At 52.2% G+C, this 16,887-nt stretch carries 15 protein-coding genes; 7 read left to right on the forward strand and 8 right to left on the reverse strand.

Annotated elements, in window-relative coordinates; genetic code table 11:
- Nucleotides 1-177 precede the first annotated feature (177 nt).
- On the forward strand, nucleotides 178-444 hold the full coding sequence (locus GN208_RS16010; protein ID WP_015422314.1) for a helix-turn-helix transcriptional regulator: 267 nt from the start codon (nucleotides 178-180) through the stop codon (nucleotides 442-444).
- Between the two features lie 93 nt (nucleotides 445-537).
- Here GN208_RS16010 and mdh read toward each other — a convergent pair whose 3' ends face one another.
- Complete coding sequence (mdh, locus tag GN208_RS16015) at nucleotides 538-1,476, reverse strand: malate dehydrogenase (protein WP_004234526.1); 939 nt, start codon at nucleotides 1,474-1,476, stop codon at nucleotides 538-540.
- 448 nt (nucleotides 1,477-1,924) lie between these two features.
- Between mdh and argR the strand changes: the two genes are divergently transcribed.
- Nucleotides 1,925-2,395: a transcriptional regulator ArgR gene (gene argR / locus GN208_RS16020; RefSeq protein WP_004234524.1), complete on the forward strand. Its 471-nt coding sequence runs from the start codon at nucleotides 1,925-1,927 to the stop codon at nucleotides 2,393-2,395.
- Nucleotides 2,396-2,462: 67 nt separating this feature from the next.
- Here the strand turns inward: argR and mpl are convergent, their stop codons facing one another.
- Nucleotides 2,463-3,815, reverse strand: a complete 1,353-nt coding sequence (gene mpl, locus GN208_RS16025) for a UDP-N-acetylmuramate:L-alanyl-gamma-D-glutamyl-meso-diaminopimelate ligase (RefSeq protein WP_004234522.1) — start codon at nucleotides 3,813-3,815, stop codon at nucleotides 2,463-2,465.
- Between the two features lie 167 nt (nucleotides 3,816-3,982).
- On the opposite strand from mpl, the gene fbp reads away from it, so the two are divergent.
- Together fbp and ppa are read left to right on the forward strand one after the other, a co-directional pair.
- Nucleotides 3,983-4,996, forward strand: a complete 1,014-nt coding sequence (gene fbp / locus GN208_RS16030) for a class 1 fructose-bisphosphatase (RefSeq protein ID WP_004234520.1) — start codon at nucleotides 3,983-3,985, stop codon at nucleotides 4,994-4,996.
- 95 nt (nucleotides 4,997-5,091) lie between these two features.
- Nucleotides 5,092-5,622 carry an inorganic diphosphatase gene (gene ppa / locus GN208_RS16035; protein WP_004234518.1) on the forward strand — a complete coding sequence of 177 codons (531 nt, stop codon included), beginning with the start codon at nucleotides 5,092-5,094 and terminating at the stop codon, nucleotides 5,620-5,622.
- A gap of 67 nt (nucleotides 5,623-5,689) precedes the next feature.
- Here ppa and GN208_RS16040 read toward each other — a convergent pair whose 3' ends face one another.
- Genes GN208_RS16040 through GN208_RS16050 form a run of 3 tightly spaced genes read right to left on the reverse strand, consistent with a single transcriptional unit; the run spans nucleotide 5,690 to nucleotide 11,568 of the window.
- Complete coding sequence (locus GN208_RS16040) at nucleotides 5,690-6,052, reverse strand: gamma-glutamylcyclotransferase (RefSeq protein ID WP_015422315.1); 363 nt, start codon at nucleotides 6,050-6,052, stop codon at nucleotides 5,690-5,692.
- Nucleotides 6,053-6,055: 3 nt separating this feature from the next.
- Nucleotides 6,056-9,826: a translocation/assembly module TamB domain-containing protein gene (locus GN208_RS16045; RefSeq protein WP_004234514.1), complete on the reverse strand. Its 3,771-nt coding sequence runs from the start codon at nucleotides 9,824-9,826 to the stop codon at nucleotides 6,056-6,058.
- A complete protein-coding gene (locus GN208_RS16050) occupies nucleotides 9,826-11,568 on the reverse strand; it encodes an autotransporter assembly complex family protein (RefSeq protein WP_015422316.1) in 1,743 nt (580 codons plus the stop codon). The genes GN208_RS16045 and GN208_RS16050 overlap by 1 nt, the downstream gene beginning before the upstream one ends.
- 192 nt (nucleotides 11,569-11,760) lie before the next feature.
- Here GN208_RS16050 and msrA point away from each other — a divergent pair, with 192 nt between their 5' ends.
- Both msrA and GN208_RS16060 read left to right on the forward strand, forming a co-directional pair.
- Nucleotides 11,761-12,426 (forward strand): peptide-methionine (S)-S-oxide reductase MsrA, encoded by a 666-nt coding sequence (msrA, locus tag GN208_RS16055; RefSeq protein ID WP_004234512.1) that lies wholly within the window; start codon nucleotides 11,761-11,763, stop codon nucleotides 12,424-12,426.
- Nucleotides 12,427-12,604: 178 nt separating this feature from the next.
- Complete coding sequence (locus GN208_RS16060) at nucleotides 12,605-13,975, forward strand: hemolysin family protein (RefSeq protein WP_004234510.1); 1,371 nt, start codon at nucleotides 12,605-12,607, stop codon at nucleotides 13,973-13,975.
- Between the two features lie 33 nt (nucleotides 13,976-14,008).
- Here the strand turns inward: GN208_RS16060 and GN208_RS16065 are convergent, their stop codons facing one another.
- The 3 genes from GN208_RS16065 to fklB all read right to left on the reverse strand — a co-directional run bounded on the left by GN208_RS16065 (nucleotide 14,009) and on the right by fklB (nucleotide 16,042).
- Entirely contained in the window at nucleotides 14,009-14,215 is a 207-nt protein-coding gene (locus tag GN208_RS16065) for a DUF1107 domain-containing protein (protein WP_004234508.1), read from the reverse strand.
- A gap of 331 nt (nucleotides 14,216-14,546) precedes the next feature.
- Nucleotides 14,547-15,287, reverse strand: coding sequence for a 3'(2'),5'-bisphosphate nucleotidase CysQ (cysQ, locus tag GN208_RS16070; RefSeq protein ID WP_004234507.1), 741 nt, complete (start codon nucleotides 15,285-15,287; stop codon nucleotides 14,547-14,549).
- A gap of 134 nt (nucleotides 15,288-15,421) precedes the next feature.
- The gene (gene fklB, locus GN208_RS16075) at nucleotides 15,422-16,042 is read right to left on the reverse strand and encodes an FKBP-type peptidyl-prolyl cis-trans isomerase (protein WP_004241369.1); all 621 of its coding nucleotides are present in this window, start codon (nucleotides 16,040-16,042) and stop codon (nucleotides 15,422-15,424) included.
- Between the two features lie 217 nt (nucleotides 16,043-16,259).
- On the opposite strand from fklB, the gene GN208_RS16080 reads away from it, so the two are divergent.
- Nucleotides 16,260-16,850 (forward strand): LysM-like peptidoglycan-binding domain-containing protein, encoded by a 591-nt coding sequence (locus GN208_RS16080; RefSeq protein WP_225310132.1) that lies wholly within the window; start codon nucleotides 16,260-16,262, stop codon nucleotides 16,848-16,850.
- The last annotated feature ends 37 nt before the right edge of the window (nucleotides 16,851-16,887 follow it).

Below are 16,887 nucleotides of genomic sequence, written 5' to 3' on the forward strand. Positions count from 1 at the left end.
TTAATTCTGTAACAGAGTTCAAAAAAGATATTTTTAAGAAAAAATTTAAGAAAATATTTAGAAAAATAATGGTATTTTATTTTCTTAATAACGAATTGGGTTCATCTTTAATGTGATGGCAACCCGTTATTTATACCACTAACACAACATTAATCTAAAATAAAAAGGACTCAATATATGGATTCCGGTAAATCTGACTGGCACCCTGCTGATATAATTGCATCGCTGAAGAAACGGGGGACAACCCTGGCCGCCTTGTCGCGCAGTGCGGGACTCAGCTCCTCAACGCTTGCTAACGCGCTTTCCCGGCCGTGGCCGAAGGGTGAATGGCTCATCGCAGACTTTCTCGCCGTCCATCCGTCAGAGATTTGGCCCAGCCGTTATTTTAATTCTATCACAGGTGAATTATTAGATAGGAAAATAAGAGTGAAGGTAACTAATTAATTTCAATATATACTTATAAAAACAATAAAACCGCTAATCGTAATTAGCGGTTTTATTTACGGCTCAAAAAAATAAATACAACTATTTAATAATTCAGCTGTTAATAAATTTCTCACCAAGCGCAATATCGGCCTTCAGCACATCCAGCATGCCGTTCAGTGCTTTCTCTTCATATGCACTGAGTGAGCCGATATCCAGACGCCTCTCAACACCGTTCTTGCCTAACACGACCGGCTGGGCGAAGAAACGGGCGTATTTGCCGTCACCTTCGGTATAAGTGCATTCCACCACATTGCTTTCACCCTGCATGGCGCGAACCAGTGACAGGCCGAAACGCGCGGCTGCCTGGCCCATAGAGAGCGTTGCGGACCCGCCGCCTGCTTTGGCTTCCACCACTTCAGTACCGGCGTTCTGGATGCGTTTGGTCAGGCTGTCGATTTCCGCGTCGCTGAAGCTGACACCCGGGATCTGAGACAGCAGCGGCAGAATGGTCACACCGGAGTGGCCGCCGATAACCGGCACTTCCAGCTCCTGTGGTTTCTTGCCTTTCAGTTCCGCCACAAAGGTGTTGGAACGGATAATGTCCAGCGTGGTCACGCCGAACAGGCGATTTTTGTCATACACACCGGCTTTTTTCAGCACTTCTGCCGCGATCGCCACTGTGGTGTTCACCGGGTTGGTGATGATGCCGATTAATGCTTTCGGACAGGTTTTGGCAATTTTTTCCACCAGATTGCGGACGATCCCCGCGTTCACATTAAACAGATCAGAACGATCCATGCCGGGTTTACGGGCCACACCGGCAGAAATCAGGACAATATCCGCGCCTTCTAATGCAGGGGTAGGATCCTCTCCCGCGAATCCGGTGATCCGGACATCGGTCGGGATATGGCTGAGATCTTTTGCCACACCCGGTGTGACCGGTGCGATATCATATAAAGTAAGATCTGAACCTGAAGGAAGCTGGGTTTTAAGAAGAAGGGCGAGAGCCTGACCAATACCACCTGCTGCTCCGAGAACTGCAACTTTCATCCTGAGACTCCTTAACTTGGGACGGTTAGCACGATTGCGCATCAGGCGCCAATCCGTGCATGAGGGCTGTGAATACAATATTTTAACAGACTGATTGCATATTCACGCATTTGAATCTGTTTGTCTATTGTTATCCATTCTAAACAAATCGCTTATCTGTTAATGAGATAAGGAACACTATTTTGACAATTATTTTACTTTAAGTGCACTTATAGTCATGCACGTTAATATACCGATGCGTAACTGATAACAACCTCATTTAATTAACAATATATTTACCTCCGGTGATAACCCGGTCAGAGTCATAAGCAATGTCAATTACGTGAGCTGATCACCAGTTTTGACCATTAATGCGGTTTCCCCCGGTCAGACCACAGGGTTTAATTTGCATAAAAATGCATTTTTCCGCATAATAATAAGGTTCGTATCCAAATTTGCAGGAAAGACTATGCGCGCACCTTCTAAACAGGAAGATCTGATCAAGGCGTTTAAGGCGCTGTTGAAAGAAGAGAAATTCAGCTCTCAGGGGGAGATCGTCACCGCCCTGCAGGAAGAGGGCTTTGAGAATATTAACCAGTCCAAAATTTCCAGGATGCTGACCAAGTTCGGTGCTGTCCGCACCCGTAACGCGAAAATGGAAATGGTTTACTGTCTGCCTGCGGAACTGGGTGTTCCGACAGCCACCAGCCCGTTAAAAAACCTGGTGCTGGATATTGATTACAATGACTCGGTTGTGGTTATCCGTACCAGTCCGGGAGCAGCACAGCTGATTGCCCGTCTGCTGGACTCCATCGGCAAATCCGAGGGCATTCTCGGCAGTATCGCCGGGGATGACACTATTTTCTCGACACCGGCCAAAGATTTCACCACAGAACAGCTCTACGAAGCGATTCTCGCCCTGTTCGAGCAGGAACTGTAATCCGCCGTTAATCATAAAAAAACCGCGTGGTACTGATGCACCGCGCGGTTTTTTATTCTTGCTCAGATTACTTCAGTTTTTCCAGCAGTTTATCGTGGATACCACCGAAGCTGCCGTTGCTCATCACCAGGATATGATCCCCCGGCTGTGCATGTTCGGCCACCATATTGGTCAGCGCATCCAGGTCACCGCTCCAGTATGCCGGTTGTACACAACGCTCGGTAATTTCACTGACCAGCCACGGAATATTCGCCGGCTGGAAGATAAAGACTTCATCCGCACGACCCAGCGCAGGCGCGATATCGTCTTTGCTGATCCCCATTTTCATGGTGTTTGAACGCGGCTCCAGAACCACCAGGATGCGGGCGGTACCGCCGACTTTACTGCGCAGCGCCTGTAATGTGGCCAGAATCGCCGTCGGGTGATGCGCAAAGTCATCATAGACACTGATACCGTTCACCTCACCGCGCAGCTCAAGGCGGCGGCGGGCGTTGATAAATTTACCCAGCGCACGGCAGGCTTCCGCGACCGGCACACCGACGTGATGTGCGGCAGCCACCGCCATCAGGGCGTTCTGCATATTATGCTCGCCCACCAGTCCCCAGGTCACACGACCGCTGATTTCACCGTCATAACGCACATCGAACTCACCGCAGTCGTTGGTGACTTTCTCTGCCTGCCAGCGGGCGTTGTCGCCGGTGTATTCTTCCTCACTCCAGCAGCCCATACTGAGCACCTGTTTCAGATTGGCATCCTGCGCCGGGGCGATAATTTTGCCGTCACCCGGCACCACACGTACCAGATGATGGAACTGTTTTTCAATCGCCGCGAGGTTTTCAAAGATATCCGCGTGATCAAACTCGAGGTTGTTGAGCAGCAGTGTGCGCGGGCTGTAGTGAACAAATTTTGAGCGCTTATCAAAGAATGCACAGTCATATTCATCCGCTTCGATAACAAAGAACGGACTGTTACCCAGCGTGGCGGAAACATCAAAGTTCCCCGGGACACCGCCGATCAGAAAGCCCGGCTGATAGCCGCAGTCTTCCAGAATCCACGCCAGCATACCTGCAGTGGTGGTTTTGCCGTGAGTCCCGGCAACCGCCAGCACCCAGCGCTCCGGCAGTACATGGTCATGCAGCCACTGCGGCCCTGAAGTGTAAGGAATTCCCTGGTTCAGCACCGCCTCGACACACGGGTTTCCGCGTTTCATGGCATTGCCGATCACCACCATATCCGGGCGCGGCGTCAGTTGAGCCGGGTCATAACCCTGAATCAGCTCGATCCCCTGCTCTGTCAGTAAATCACTCATCGGCGGGTAGACATTCTGATCCGAACCGGTCACTTTGTGCCCCTGTGCACGGGCCAGGATAGCCAGGCTGCCCATGAAGGTGCCGCAGATACCGAGAATATGAATATGCATTATTTTTTATCCAATAGCATGACGTTGGTCACTATTCTAACCATCTCTCAAAAGAACTGAAACGGATTAGCCTATCAATTATGATTTTCTTTGGCTAAACTTGCACCCGCGTTTACGGGCAACCGCTTTCGTAATACTTTTATTTCACCCACTTCAGGACGTACGTCATGAAAACATTAGGCGAATTTATCGTCGAAAAACAGCAGGACTTTTCTCACGCCACCGGAGAACTGACTGCACTCCTCTCCGCGATTAAGTTAGGCGCTAAGATTATTCACCGTGATATCAACAAAGCCGGGCTGGTTGATATCCTTGGTACTAATGGTATCTCAAACGTGCAGGGCGAAGTCCAGATGAAACTGGATCTCTATGCCAACGAGAAACTGAAAGCCGCGCTGAAAGCCCGTGGTGAAGTTGCCGGTATTGCCTCCGAAGAAGAAGACGACATTGTTGTTTTTGAGGGCGGCCGTGCGGAAAACGCCAAATATGTGGTTCTGATGGATCCGCTCGACGGCTCATCCAATATTGATGTGAATGTGTCAGTCGGTACTATTTTCTCTATTTATCACCGTATCACCCCGCTGGGCCAGCCGGTCACCGAAGCTGACTTCCTCCAGCCGGGTAACCGCCAGGTTGCTGCCGGTTATGTGGTTTACGGCTCTTCCACCATGCTGGTTTATACCACCGGTAACGGTGTTCACGCCTTCACCTATGACCCGTCTCTGGGTGTGTTCTGCCTGTGCCAGGCGGATATGAAATTCCCGGAAAACGGTAAAATGTATTCCATCAACGAAGGGAACTACATCCGTTTCCCTGTTGGCGTGAAAAAATACATCAAATACTGCCAGGAAGAAGATCCGGCCACTGACCGCCCGTACACCACCCGTTATATCGGCTCTCTGGTGGCGGATTTCCACCGCAACCTGCTCAAGGGCGGAATTTACATCTACCCGAGCACCGCAAGCCACCCGAACGGCAAACTGCGTCTGCTGTATGAGTGCAACCCGATGTCATTCCTCGCGGAACAGGCCGGCGGTAAAGCGAGTGACGGTAAGAACCGTATCCTCGATATCATTCCGGAAAAACTCCACCAGCGTTCACCGTACTTTGTCGGTACCCGCTCAATGGTAGAGAAAGCCGAAAGCTTTATGGCGGAATTCCCGGACGAAAACGGGAAGTAACCAACAGTAAGCGAAGGAAAAGGCGGTATACCACCGCCTTTTTTTCGTTATAATATCCGCCACGCTATTTGTTCTGAAGATTAAGGAATCCGTTCATGAGCCTGAATAATGTTCCGGCAGGTAAAGAGCTGCCAGAAGATATCTATGTTGTTATCGAAATCCCTGCCAACGCAGATCCGATTAAATACGAAGTTGATAAAGAATCCGGTGCACTGTTTGTTGACCGTTTCATGTCAACCGCTATGTTCTACCCGTGTAACTACGGTTACATCAACCACACCTTATCTCTGGATGGTGATCCGGTAGACGTGCTGGTTCCGACTCCGTATCCGTTACAGCCGGGTTCAGTGATCCGCTGCCGTCCTGTCGGCGTGCTGAAAATGACCGACGAATCCGGTGAAGATGCCAAACTGGTTGCGGTTCCGCACACCAAACTGAGCAAAGAATACGATCACATTAAAGATGTGAACGATCTGCCTGAGCTGCTGAAAGCTCAGATCACTCACTTCTTCGAGCACTACAAAGATCTCGAAAAAGGCAAATGGGTGAAAGTTGACGGCTGGGAAGATGCTGCTGCCGCCAAAGCTGAAATCATTGCTTCTTTCGAACGCGCTGCGAAAAAATAATCCGCAGTCCGTTTCAGAGACAAAAAAAACCGCTGTTTTCACAGCGGTTTTTTTATTCACAGGGAAATCATTCGCTTTCCGGGCCTTCTGCCTCGTGCCGTTTCAGCCAGTCCCCGCAATTTATCTTCACCAGTCCGTCCACCGGACGCTGATATAAGTAAATCCAGGCACTGCCGTACGGCGTTGAAACCAATTCACGCCGGTAATCCTGACCATCTTTTTTTAATTCATCCAGCTCAGTCAGGATCGACGAGGAGATCCGGTACACTTCACATTCGATCGAACCGGTTCCCGGTACCACCGCAGGATAGTGTCCCAAATCATACAGGTCATAGCCTTCAAGCGTATATTCTCCCAGCAGGGCGGCATAGGTCATCCAATGATGGTTGCCCTGTTTCTGCCGCAAACTGCCATAAACGATCACTCGCATATATTAAAACTCAAACTGATAAAGCAGATCGATCGCCTGGTTAACACCAGACACCGCTTCCAGATATAACCTGGGCATTAACCTATAGCGTAACGTTAAGGTCGCTAAAGAGTCAAATATACCGACACCATATTTTACCTGCAGGTCGTTGGTTATCTTACCGCTGACCACAACCTGCGACTTATCGCCCACACCCTGGGTATCCAGCGCCAGATCCGAAATACCGAATGTTTCACCAATTTTTCCGACTAACTGCCCGCTTTGTGCCACCCCGAGGCTGATAAGCATGGATGTCATCTGCGAACTGTCTGCGTCACCGGAATCCAGCCCCTCACCGCGCAGCAAATAAGAGAGGGCATTTTCCTGGGACATCGCGGGGTCAGAAAATATTTCCACTTTCGGTCTGTCGGCAAGCCCGGTCACCCGGACACCCGCAATCACGCCGTTAGCAGTATTATCCGGGTTACGGATAGCTTCCAGATTAAGGAATGGCTGATCCGCCGGACCGGAGAACAGAATCTGTCCTTTGCGCACCAGCAGATCCTGCCCGTAAGCATGGAAACGCCCGCGCGGAATATCCACCTGGCCGTTGAGCCCCAGTCCCTGTTTATCCTGGGCGACTTTCAGATCCCCGGTCAGTTTTGCTTTCAGACCAAAGGCATCGAGCAGCACATCATCACCGATATGGATCCGCAGATTACTCAGGATCGGAATACTGGTCTGTTTCTCACGGATTGGCTGTAAGTTGTCATCCAGCATCACTTCGTCGGATGTGGCGCTGACGGCGGACTCCGGTACTTCATGCACGGTGATCCGTGCCCACGGAATATTGACCGTACCGTCCAGTTTCAGCATCGACGGTGTGGCTTCAAAGACCAGATCCGGGCTGACATCAATCCGGATCATCGGCGGCAGGGAAACGCGCAGTTTGTCACCCTGTGCGAAGATCCGCGCACTCCAGGCATCCATTCTGCGCCAGTCCGCGTTACCGCTGAGGTTAAGATACCCTTCCGGCGTTTTGATGTTTCCGCTGAGATCAGAACGGGCGCCATCAAAGTTCACGGTCAGTCCGCCGGTTGTGATATCAAACGGCAGCAGACGACCGCTGACGGCGAGATCTGATAATCCCAGCTGGCCAAACAGCAGCGGTGATGCAGCATTACCGCCCAGACGCAGCCCCGCATTCAGCCGCCCGGTAGCTTTATCCCCTTTGCCGAGCAATGGTTTCAGCAGATCCAGCGAGATATTATCGATCCCGACATTCCCGCTCAGCTGACGGCGTTTCTCCAGATCAGAAATCTGGACATTACCGTTAATCTTTCCGTTACCGGCAATAGCAATCAGCCACTGAAGATTCAGTTTGCCGTTCTTCATGGCGGTGGTCATGGTCAGGGTGTCAAACGCGACCGGCAGATTCGTGCCGTCGAGGTTCTGCACCACCTTCACACCGTTGCCTTTCAGGGATGCATCCACCACCGGCTGTGAGCCGTCCGCAAACCAGCGGACATTGGCATTACCGCTGAATACACCATCCAGCCGGGTATCCGGGCCAAGGAATGGTTTAATCATCGCCAGATCAAAACGTTCAAGGGCAACCGATGCATTACCGGAAGCTCCTGCGGTGATCAGTTTCGGCACACAGATACGGGCATCCGGATTCACCCAGCAATGGGTGCCGATAGTCACTTCCTGTTTTTCATTCAGATAAGTCAGCGCCATTACCTTGCTGAGCGACCATTCACCCACCGGTGTGTCAAAGCGGGTGTTATTCAGCGTACCTTTCCAGGTTTCGGTTTTACGGTCAAATCCGCCGTTCAGCATCAGTTGTGCCGAGACCGGCTCGCCTTTCATGGTCAGTTTCAGCTGGTGCTGTGCTTCGGTACCTTTGGCATTCAGCGTCAGGTTGCTGATCACCAAATCGGCCTGCCTCAGCTGATTCACCGTCACATCCAGCTGACCTTTGATCTGCTCTGCGGAGGTGATATCCCCTTTGATTTTCGCATCCGCCACCGACAGATCGTTCTGCCATTTCAGGCTGTGAACAGCCAGGTCGGCGAGGATCTGTGGTTTTTCCATATTACCGCGGACATTGAGTTTCCCTTTGACCGTTCCCGCCAGCCCCGGAACCAGGCCGCCGAGCGCCGGTGCATTGATATCCGCATCCAGCTTCCAGGCATCTGCCAGCTCGCCCCGCACATCCAGTTTATTGTTACCCAGTGCCAGTTTCAGATCCGGGATTGTCCACTGACCGCCTGCGTTACCTTTCACATTACCGCGCGCTTTCAGCGGATAGGTTTTCACTTTGCCATCGAGGGTGATATCCGGGATTTCAAGCTCCCAGTTACCGCCGTACAGGCTGCCCCGGGTACTGATTTTGCCGTCCACTTTGGCCGGCCACTCCGGATAGGCTTTTGCGGTATTCAGCCCGGAAAGCGTCAGAACCGCCTGCCAGCTGATGGCTTTCTGCCAGTCCGCCACCCCGGTCACTTCCGCAAAGCCCTGTAACGCATTCAGACGCAGCCGGGTAAGATTCAGCTGTTCGGTATTCCCTTTCGCATCCAGCGTCAGCAGCGCAGGCGGGATGTCCTTTCCTTTGATATCCGAACGCAGAGAGAGGTCGTAACCGCTCACTTTTCCGTTAAGGCGCAGCTTCACGCCATCAAGCTGATAATCCGCCTCACCGGTCAGCGGCCAGCTGACTTTCTGACTCTCCAGGGTCAGCAGCAGCGGCAGATCGGCCTGTGTCAGGTTGGTCTGTGCATCCAGCGTGGCATTGACCGGCCCTTTCAGTGCCAGTGCCAGTTTCAGCTCATCGAGCAGCCCGCCGTTCAGGGTGAGATCGAGATCCTGCCCGCTGAATTCCTCAAAATCACGGACATGGCCTTTCACCGACAACGCCACCGGCCATTTTTCACTGAGCGCCACTTCCCCGCTGACCGCGATATTGCCCTGTGGCGCATCCGCAGACAGATCACTGAGGGTCAGCACCTGCCCTTTGTTAAACAGTGCCAGGTGCAGGGAATTGAGGGTTACCGGCGCATCACCGCTCACCTGCCAGTTCTCACCGGAAATACCTTCCACTGAGATATTCAGCGGCAGAATAACCTCCGGCAGTTCCGCCAGCATCGGCTGAGCAAAAATCTCACTGATAGTTTCACCTAACGGCTTTTCCGGTGCATCCGCTGCCGGCGCCGGTTCTTCTGCCGCAGCCGGGTCACTTTTCGGCAGCACAACAGAAAGGGCATTAATTACCGTTGGTTTCAGGGTCAACTGGTCGCCCTGCCAGGTCATGGCGGTGCGGAAGGTATCCAGATTTACCGCCATATCATCCACGGTGACCTGTGTGTTGGTCACAGAGAGAGAATCCAGGAAAATGGTCAGCGGCGCATTCAGCTCTGTCAGCGGCTCTGACGGCGGAGTTTCTTCTGACGGCGGCAGTTTTGCCGTATCGACAGCAACGCGCGTGCCGTCCGTGCTGAGGTTTTCAACACAGAGTGTCATGTCTTTCAGACAGCTCAGGCGCAGCGCCAGGTTGACCTTATCCACGCTGACATCAATACCCGGCATGGTGTATTTCACCTGCTTCAGGGTCAGATTACGCAGATCACCCTCAACCTGACCGATAGCCAGGCCGGAGACCACACGCGGTGCAAGATTCAGCGCAAAATGCAGGCCGGACTGTGTCCCCAGGATCCAGCCGAGTGTGCCGCCAGTCAGCAGAATGAGAACCAGCAGAATGATTGCCGGCCATTTCAGATACTTCAGCCATTTCATCAGAGTTCTGCCCCCAAGCCGATGTAAAACTGGATATTTTTCGTTTCGTTATCACCTACCGGCGCGGCAAGGTCAAATTTGATCGGCCCGACCGGTGATGCCCAGCGTACCCCGACACCGGCACCGGTTTTGAAATTACTCCGTTTGATATCATTCACCACTTCACCGCTGTCCACAAATACCGCGCCCCACCAGTTTCCGGTTACGTTGTACTGATATTCCAGCGAACCGACGACCAGCCGCGAGCCCCCTGTCAGTTTGCCGTCAGCATCTTCCGGTGAGATTTTGTTGTAACGGTAACCCCGGATACTGCCGTCGCCACCGGCGAAGAAACGCAGATCAGGCGGGACTTTGTCGAAGTTATTGGTTTCAATCCAGCCGAGGTTGCCGCGCATCACAAAGCGGTGACCATCCCACGGCGTTCTCACCCAGACGTTACGGGCGCGGAAAATGGAAAAATCCACATCCGAGCCCCACATTTCATTGGAAACATCCACTGAGTAGCGCTGACTGTCCCCCCAGGATGGCATCATCCCGCCCCGCGAACGGACACGGCTGACATTCACCCCCGGATAGAGCAGCATGGTGGTGTTGGTGATATCCGCCTGGGTAAAGTGGCTGAGACTCCAGCGCATATTGATACCGTACTGCCAGCCGGTGGATAAATCCCAGTTACGGGAAACACTGACTGTCGCAGTATCGGCTTTGGTATCATTCAGATCGGTACGCTTATACCCGCCGGAGACGGCGTAATACTGCTCAATCGGGTTGACCTTCAGCGGGATGCGGTAAGAGGTATCAATAATCTGTTCCGGCGCGGACAGGCTGATACTGGAGGTCAGGCTGTGGCCGCTGGAATTCACCCACGGCTTATTCCATTTCGCCTGAACACGCGGCCCCACATCGGTGGCAAAGCCGCCGCCCAGCTCGACAAAGTTTTGTGCGCGCGGGGTGAATGAGGCATCCATGGTCAGATAATCACTGTTATCCGCCCGGGCCTTTGCAATATCCGGGGTGACGATCGCGGACTGGAACCAGCCGGTTTCCGCCAGCAGACGGTTAAATTCTGCCAGTTGATCAGAGGTGTAGTAATCGCCTTCTTTAAACGGCACCAAACCTTCCAGATACGCATCGCTGATTTGCGAGCCCTGGTAATTCACTTTCCCGAAACGGTATCGTTTGCCGCTGTTGAACACAAAATCCCAGTAGGCCGCATGACGGGAAAGCGCAATGCCGAGCTGGCTTTTTTCCATTTCGGCATCAAAATAGCCGCGTTTTAAGGCAAGCCCGGATAATCCGCTTTTAAAACTTTCGTACTCGCCGTGATTGACGACAGTCCCGGTTTCAGGTGTATTTTTGGTAATGAATTTTTTGAATGCGGGATCGGTTTTTGCCGCACCTTCGATATCCACGGTAACCCCGGCAATTTTAACCGGCTCCCCCGGAACGACACGGGCATACAGCACAGGACGCGCAGGCGGCGCGTTGTCCTGATAATCAAAGGTGATCACCGGCTCATAATACCCCAGCGGACGAAGCCCCTCTTTGATGGCTTTTTCCACCCGGGCACGAAAACGGCCGTCAGCCACGACCTCATCGGTCGTGATAGTGGAAAGCTGGACTCTTGCATTTTTTTCAAGTTGCCCGCTGAGCCCTTCCACTTTTAAGCGAAGATTTGCACTATATGCCAGAGGGGATGTGAGAGACACAGCGACAACACAAACAAGAGGGTACCGGATCACATCAACTCCTGAATTTCTGCGATTTGACTGAGATATACCTTTATTCATTCAGAATACAGCCAACGAACCGGTAATGTGAATGAATAAGGGTATAAATGAAAATAATTTGAAGTTTACTATAGATACATAAGATAAATAACCTGAAATATACTGATAATGCACCGATTATTCTTAAAACAGGAGCCACCGCAAATGACACAAAACACCACTCAATACCCGCAGGACACTATTGTATCTCCTGTTTCCGCCGCTGATGCACTGCCGGACAGCGCCGTGGCGCTGACCATCAGCCCGCGCCATACCGTAACCGGCCATGATGTGAACCATGTGCCTGACGGCTTTGATACCGCGTATTTTGCCATGGGATGCTTCTGGGGTGTGGAGCGCCTGTTCTGGCAGCAGCCGGGCGTGTACAGCACCACCGCCGGTTACACCGGTGGTACGACAAAAAACCCGACCTATGAAGGCGTCTGCACCGGCAACACCGGTCATGCTGAAGCCGTCCGCATTGTGTATGACCCGTCCGTTATCAGCTATGCCGATCTGCTGCGTCTGTTCTGGGAAAACCATGATCCGGCACAGGGCATGAAACAGGGCGGCGATATCGGCTCACAGTACCGTTCTGCTATCTATACCCAGTCTGACAGCCAGCGCGTGCAGGCACTTGCTTCCCGTGAGCAGTATCAGCAGGCGATGAATGACAATAACGACAGCCGCAGTATCACCACGGCCATCCGCCCGCTCGGCCCGTTTTATGTGGCGGAGGATTACCACCAGCAATACCTGGATAAGAACCCGGAAGGCTACTGCGGGCTCGGCGGGATCGGTGTTTGTCTTCCGCCTTCGCTGAGAAACTAGCCGCTTTTCCCGTTCCGGTGCTATACTGCACATCCGCGCACAGACAAATTGGATGTTCTGTGCGCCTTTCTTTTTTAATATCCGATACTTATGCTCTATATATCTAAAATAACCGGTCGCCACGCATAATCAACAACAGCGCGCCCAGAGGCAATCGTGCCGGCCATTCGGAACTTATATGTTAAATAGTTTATTAATCGTCCTGTTACTCTGCGCGATCAGCGCATTCTTTTCGTTATCTGAAATATCACTGGCCGCCTCGCGGCGTATCAAACTCAAAGTCATGATTGACGAAGGCAATACCAATGCCGCCCATGTGCTCCGTTTGCAGGAAGCACCGGGGATGTTCTTCACCGTGGTGCAAATCGGCCTGAACGCCGTGGCGATCCTCGCCGGTATTGTCGGTGAATCGGCCTTTTCACCGGCGCTGCGCACCCTGTTCGGCAATTTTATGGCCGATGCCGCCGCACAGCAGCTCGGCTCAGTATTGTCATTTATTATCGTGACCTCCATGTTTATCCTGCTGGCGGATCTGACCCCGAAACGTCTCGGGATGATCAAACCGGAAGCGGTCGCCATCCGGATTGTCCAGCCGATGCGTTTTTGCCTGACAGTACTGCGCCCGCTGGCCTGGCTGTTTAACGGATTATCCAACCTGTTCTTTAAATTATTCAAAATCCCGCTGGCGCGAAATGAAGATATCACTTCTGATGATATTTACGCGGTGGTGGAAGCAGGTGCGGTCGCCGGTGTGCTGCGCAAGCAGGAGCACGAACTGATCGAAAACGTGTTTGAGCTGGAATCCCGTACTGTGCCGTCTGCTATGACCTCCCGTGAGAGCGTGGTCTATTTCGACAAGCAGGAAAACGAAGAGAGCATCAAAGAGAAGATCTCCACACAGCCGCACTCAAAATTCCTGGTGTGCGACGGCGGTCTGGATCATGTGCTCGGTTATGTCGATTCCAAAGATCTGCTCAACCGCGTGCTGAACGGCCAGAGCCTGAATCTGCATGAAGGTGTGCAAATCCGCCCGGCACTGATGATCCCGGATACCCTGAGCCTGTCAGACACCCTGGAGAGCTTTAAAAATGCCGGGGAAGACTTCGCAATCATTCTGAATGAATACGCCATGGTGATGGGTGTTATCACTATCAATGACGTGATGATTACCCTGATGGGAGATCTGGTCGGTCAGGGGCAGGAAGAGCAGATTGTCGCCCGTGATGAAAATTCCTGGCTGATTGAAGGCGGTACACCGATTGAGGATGTGCAGCGGGTGCTGGATATTGATGAGTTCCCGGATGACAGCAACTACGAAACCATCGCCGGGTTCCTGATGTATAAGCTGCGCCGTATTCCGAAACGGACCGATTCCGTGAAATTCTCGGGCTTTAAGTTTGAAGTGGTGGATATCGACAACTACAAGATTGACCAGCTGCTGGTTACACGGATCCCGGATGCACCGGTTGTCCCGCGTCCGTCAGCGGCGGAAAGCGGCAAAGAGGGTCAGTCTGACGTGGCACACAACGAACAGCACCAGAAACCGTAAAACTAACCCTTCTTCATCAGACAGGTATTGTGGTTACGCCAGCTGCGCCTGCAGCAACGATACCTGCTGATTAATTTCACTCATTGCACTCAGGTGGCGTTTGTCTCTGATTTTCGGCGGTAAAATCTTGCCGTAGTCAAATTCAAACGCGCCCATCCCCTGTATATACAGGCGGCCACGGAATAAGGTTTTCACGTAGCGGGCGATCTGAGCCGGGTTGTAACGGGCGAAAATTTTCATCGTACTTATGTCCTCCCCTTTACCTTTTCTTTCATGCCTAAGGTATGACTCAATTCTACCACCCGGGTTCATTAATCAAATGATTTAATCACTATTTTTACATAAAATGACACTTCACTACGATTTACTTCACAAATCAGAGTGAAAATCGATCCCCGTCACACTATAACAATGAAATAATAACCTCATAATTACTATAAGTTTTATAAATAATGTGAGGCTGAAATAACGGGATTAATGTCAGCAGATACGGAATTTAACAGGCGGGGAAAAGTCAGTGTAATTTGCATAACCATGCAAATTACACTGTTATTCAGGAATAAAATGGCAGTCAGAAACTGCTGACACGGAACCCCGGGTTTATCAGTGATTCACGCGGTGTATAGTCGAGCGTTTTTCCGCTCCAGTCCGTAATATGCGCTCCGGCCGCGAGTGCAACGGCATGTCCGGCCGCCGTGTCCCAGATGTGGGTCGGGTTAAAACGGGGATAGAGCTGCGCCTTACCTTCCGCCACCAGACAGAATTTGAGGGATGAACCGATAGCACGGGTTTCATGCGGCCCCAGTTGCTCCAGATAATCCGCCAGTTCCGCATCCTGATGTGAACGGCTGATCACCACCATCGGCAGATCTGTATTCACCACTTTGACAGCCATCCGCTGCCCGCCCCGCTCACGCCAGGCGTGTTTGCCTTCTGCCAGATAGAGCACGTCCGGTACCGGGGCATACACCACGCCCATCACCGGTACGCCGTCTGAAATCAGGGCAATATTGACCGTAAATTCACCGTTGCGGCTGATAAATTCTTTGGTGCCGTCGAGCGGATCCACCAGCCAGTATTGTGTCCAGTGCTGCCGCTCAGACCACGGCTGCGGATCTTCCTCTGACAGCACCGGGATGTCCGGTGTCAGAGACTTCAGTTCCTGCACGATAATGTGATGCGCAGCTAAATCCGCAGCGGTTAAGGGGGAGTTATCCGCTTTGGCGGAGATGGTCAGTGTGTCGGGATGATGGTAGATATCCATGATTGCATCGCCCGCCCGCCGGGCCAGCAGACAAATTTGATTGAGCATCCTTCACCTCTTTCACAGAACGGTTAGTGAGTCGCGTAATCCTGTTCACGTCTCCGGAGACCTGAGTATAGAAATAAAAATGGCCGGTGAAAACCGGCCATTTCGCATATTCTGTTATTGCTGACAAAGAGAGATTACAGGATCTCCAGCAGCTCCACTTCGAATACCAGTGTGCTGTACGGCGGGATTGCCGCACCGGCACCGCGCTCGCCGTAAGCCAGGTTGCTCGGGATATACAGTTCCCATTTGGAGCCGACCGGCATCAGGGTCAGTGCTTCAATCCAGCCTGCGATCACGCCGTTTACCGGGAATTCTGCCGGCTGGCCGCGCTGTACAGAGCTGTCAAACACAGTACCGTCGATCAGACGGCCGGTGTAGTGAACACGGACACGGTCAGTGCGGGCCGGGATAGCGCCGTCACCCTGATTAATGACAGAGAACTGCAGGCCGCTTTCAGTGGTGGAAACGCCTTCTTTCTTCGCGTTTTCTTCCAGGAAACGCATGCCGTCTTTAACCAGCTCAGCCTGTTTTTCATTGCGGACAGCATCAGCACGCTCATGCATTTCACGCAGGGCACGATGCAGAACATCCACCGCCACAGCCGGCTGGTTATTTTCCAGTGCGTCGGTGATACCGGCCAGGATGGCTTCCGGTACTAATCCGCTCAGTCCGGATTCCTGTAATTGCTGGCCGATTTGTAAGCCGATTCCGTAGCTTGCCTGTGCTTCCATCGTGTCAAAAGTCGGTTGTGTCATGAGAGATACCTGAGTAATAAGTAAGACGGACAAGCATAACAGCAGGATGTACCCCGGTAAACCCGATAATCAGTGAAAGCTGATGCAACACGGTGATTCCCGGAAAACAGCACAATCAATTTATAAAACAGGACTAATTCCGAATAATTTCAGTAAGTCTGCTGCTACACTGGAATAATACCGGATGATAATTATTCATGCTGAACAGCGGGAGATTATGATGAGACTACTGCCAAAGCGCCATCTTTACGCTATCGCCGCCATTGCGCTGATTATCATGCTGATCCTGTTTTTCTGGCCTGCCGCGCAGAAACCGCCGGTGACCGTTCCGCCTCAGAATATCACACTGACGCCACCGGCAGATCCGTTAGGTGACCTGATAGCTGAACAGACCGGCACACTACCGGAGGCACCATCCGATATCCCGGATTTGCCGCTGCCGGATAATCTGCCGCCTGGTGTACTGAATACCGAACCGGCTCCGCAACCGGCGACCACACCACCGCCGGTTAGTGCAGAGTCTGCTCCTGCTGCGGTGCCTGCACAGGCAGATGCACTGCGTTTCACCCTCAAAAAGGGCCAGACCATCGCCCAGGTCTTTCGCAGCAACGGGTTACCGGTGGATGACTTATTTCGCATGACAGCCGTTGAGGGGCCGCAGAAGCCGCTTAATCAGGTGGAAGCAGGGGATAAAATCAGTGTGACCAAAGGAAAGGGAAATACGGTCTCTGTGCTGAGGATTGATAAGGCTAACGGGCAGTCCGCCACCTTTAAGCGACAGAAAGACGGCAGTTACCGCCGCTCTTAACACCGGTTTTTACTGCAAAAAAAAACGCTGGCCTGAG

The organism is Morganella sp. HSTU-ASny43, from assembly GCF_022819185.1.
GTDB classification, from domain to species: domain Bacteria; phylum Pseudomonadota; class Gammaproteobacteria; order Enterobacterales; family Enterobacteriaceae; genus Morganella; species Morganella morganii.

Coding starts and splice junctions, on each gene's coding strand:
- fklB (WP_004241369.1), bottom strand. CDS start 16,042: ATGACACAACCGACTTTTGACACGATGGAAGCACAGGCAAGCTACGGA.
- ppa (WP_004234518.1), top strand. CDS start 5,092: ATGAGCCTGAATAATGTTCCGGCAGGTAAAGAGCTGCCAGAAGATATC.
- GN208_RS16080 (WP_225310132.1), top strand. CDS start 16,260: ATGATGAGACTACTGCCAAAGCGCCATCTTTACGCTATCGCCGCCATT.
- GN208_RS16065 (WP_004234508.1), bottom strand. CDS start 14,215: ATGAAAATTTTCGCCCGTTACAACCCGGCTCAGATCGCCCGCTACGTG.
- argR (WP_004234524.1), top strand. CDS start 1,925: ATGCGCGCACCTTCTAAACAGGAAGATCTGATCAAGGCGTTTAAGGCG.
- GN208_RS16040 (WP_015422315.1), bottom strand. CDS start 6,052: ATGCGAGTGATCGTTTATGGCAGTTTGCGGCAGAAACAGGGCAACCAT.
- fbp (WP_004234520.1), top strand. CDS start 3,983: ATGAAAACATTAGGCGAATTTATCGTCGAAAAACAGCAGGACTTTTCT.
- GN208_RS16010 (WP_015422314.1), top strand. CDS start 178: ATGGATTCCGGTAAATCTGACTGGCACCCTGCTGATATAATTGCATCG.
- mdh (WP_004234526.1), bottom strand. CDS start 1,476: ATGAAAGTTGCAGTTCTCGGAGCAGCAGGTGGTATTGGTCAGGCTCTC.
- msrA (WP_004234512.1), top strand. CDS start 11,761: ATGACACAAAACACCACTCAATACCCGCAGGACACTATTGTATCTCCT.
- GN208_RS16045 (WP_004234514.1), bottom strand. CDS start 9,826: ATGAAATGGCTGAAGTATCTGAAATGGCCGGCAATCATTCTGCTGGTT.
- cysQ (WP_004234507.1), bottom strand. CDS start 15,287: ATGCTCAATCAAATTTGTCTGCTGGCCCGGCGGGCGGGCGATGCAATC.
- GN208_RS16060 (WP_004234510.1), top strand. CDS start 12,605: ATGTTAAATAGTTTATTAATCGTCCTGTTACTCTGCGCGATCAGCGCA.
- mpl (WP_004234522.1), bottom strand. CDS start 3,815: ATGCATATTCATATTCTCGGTATCTGCGGCACCTTCATGGGCAGCCTG.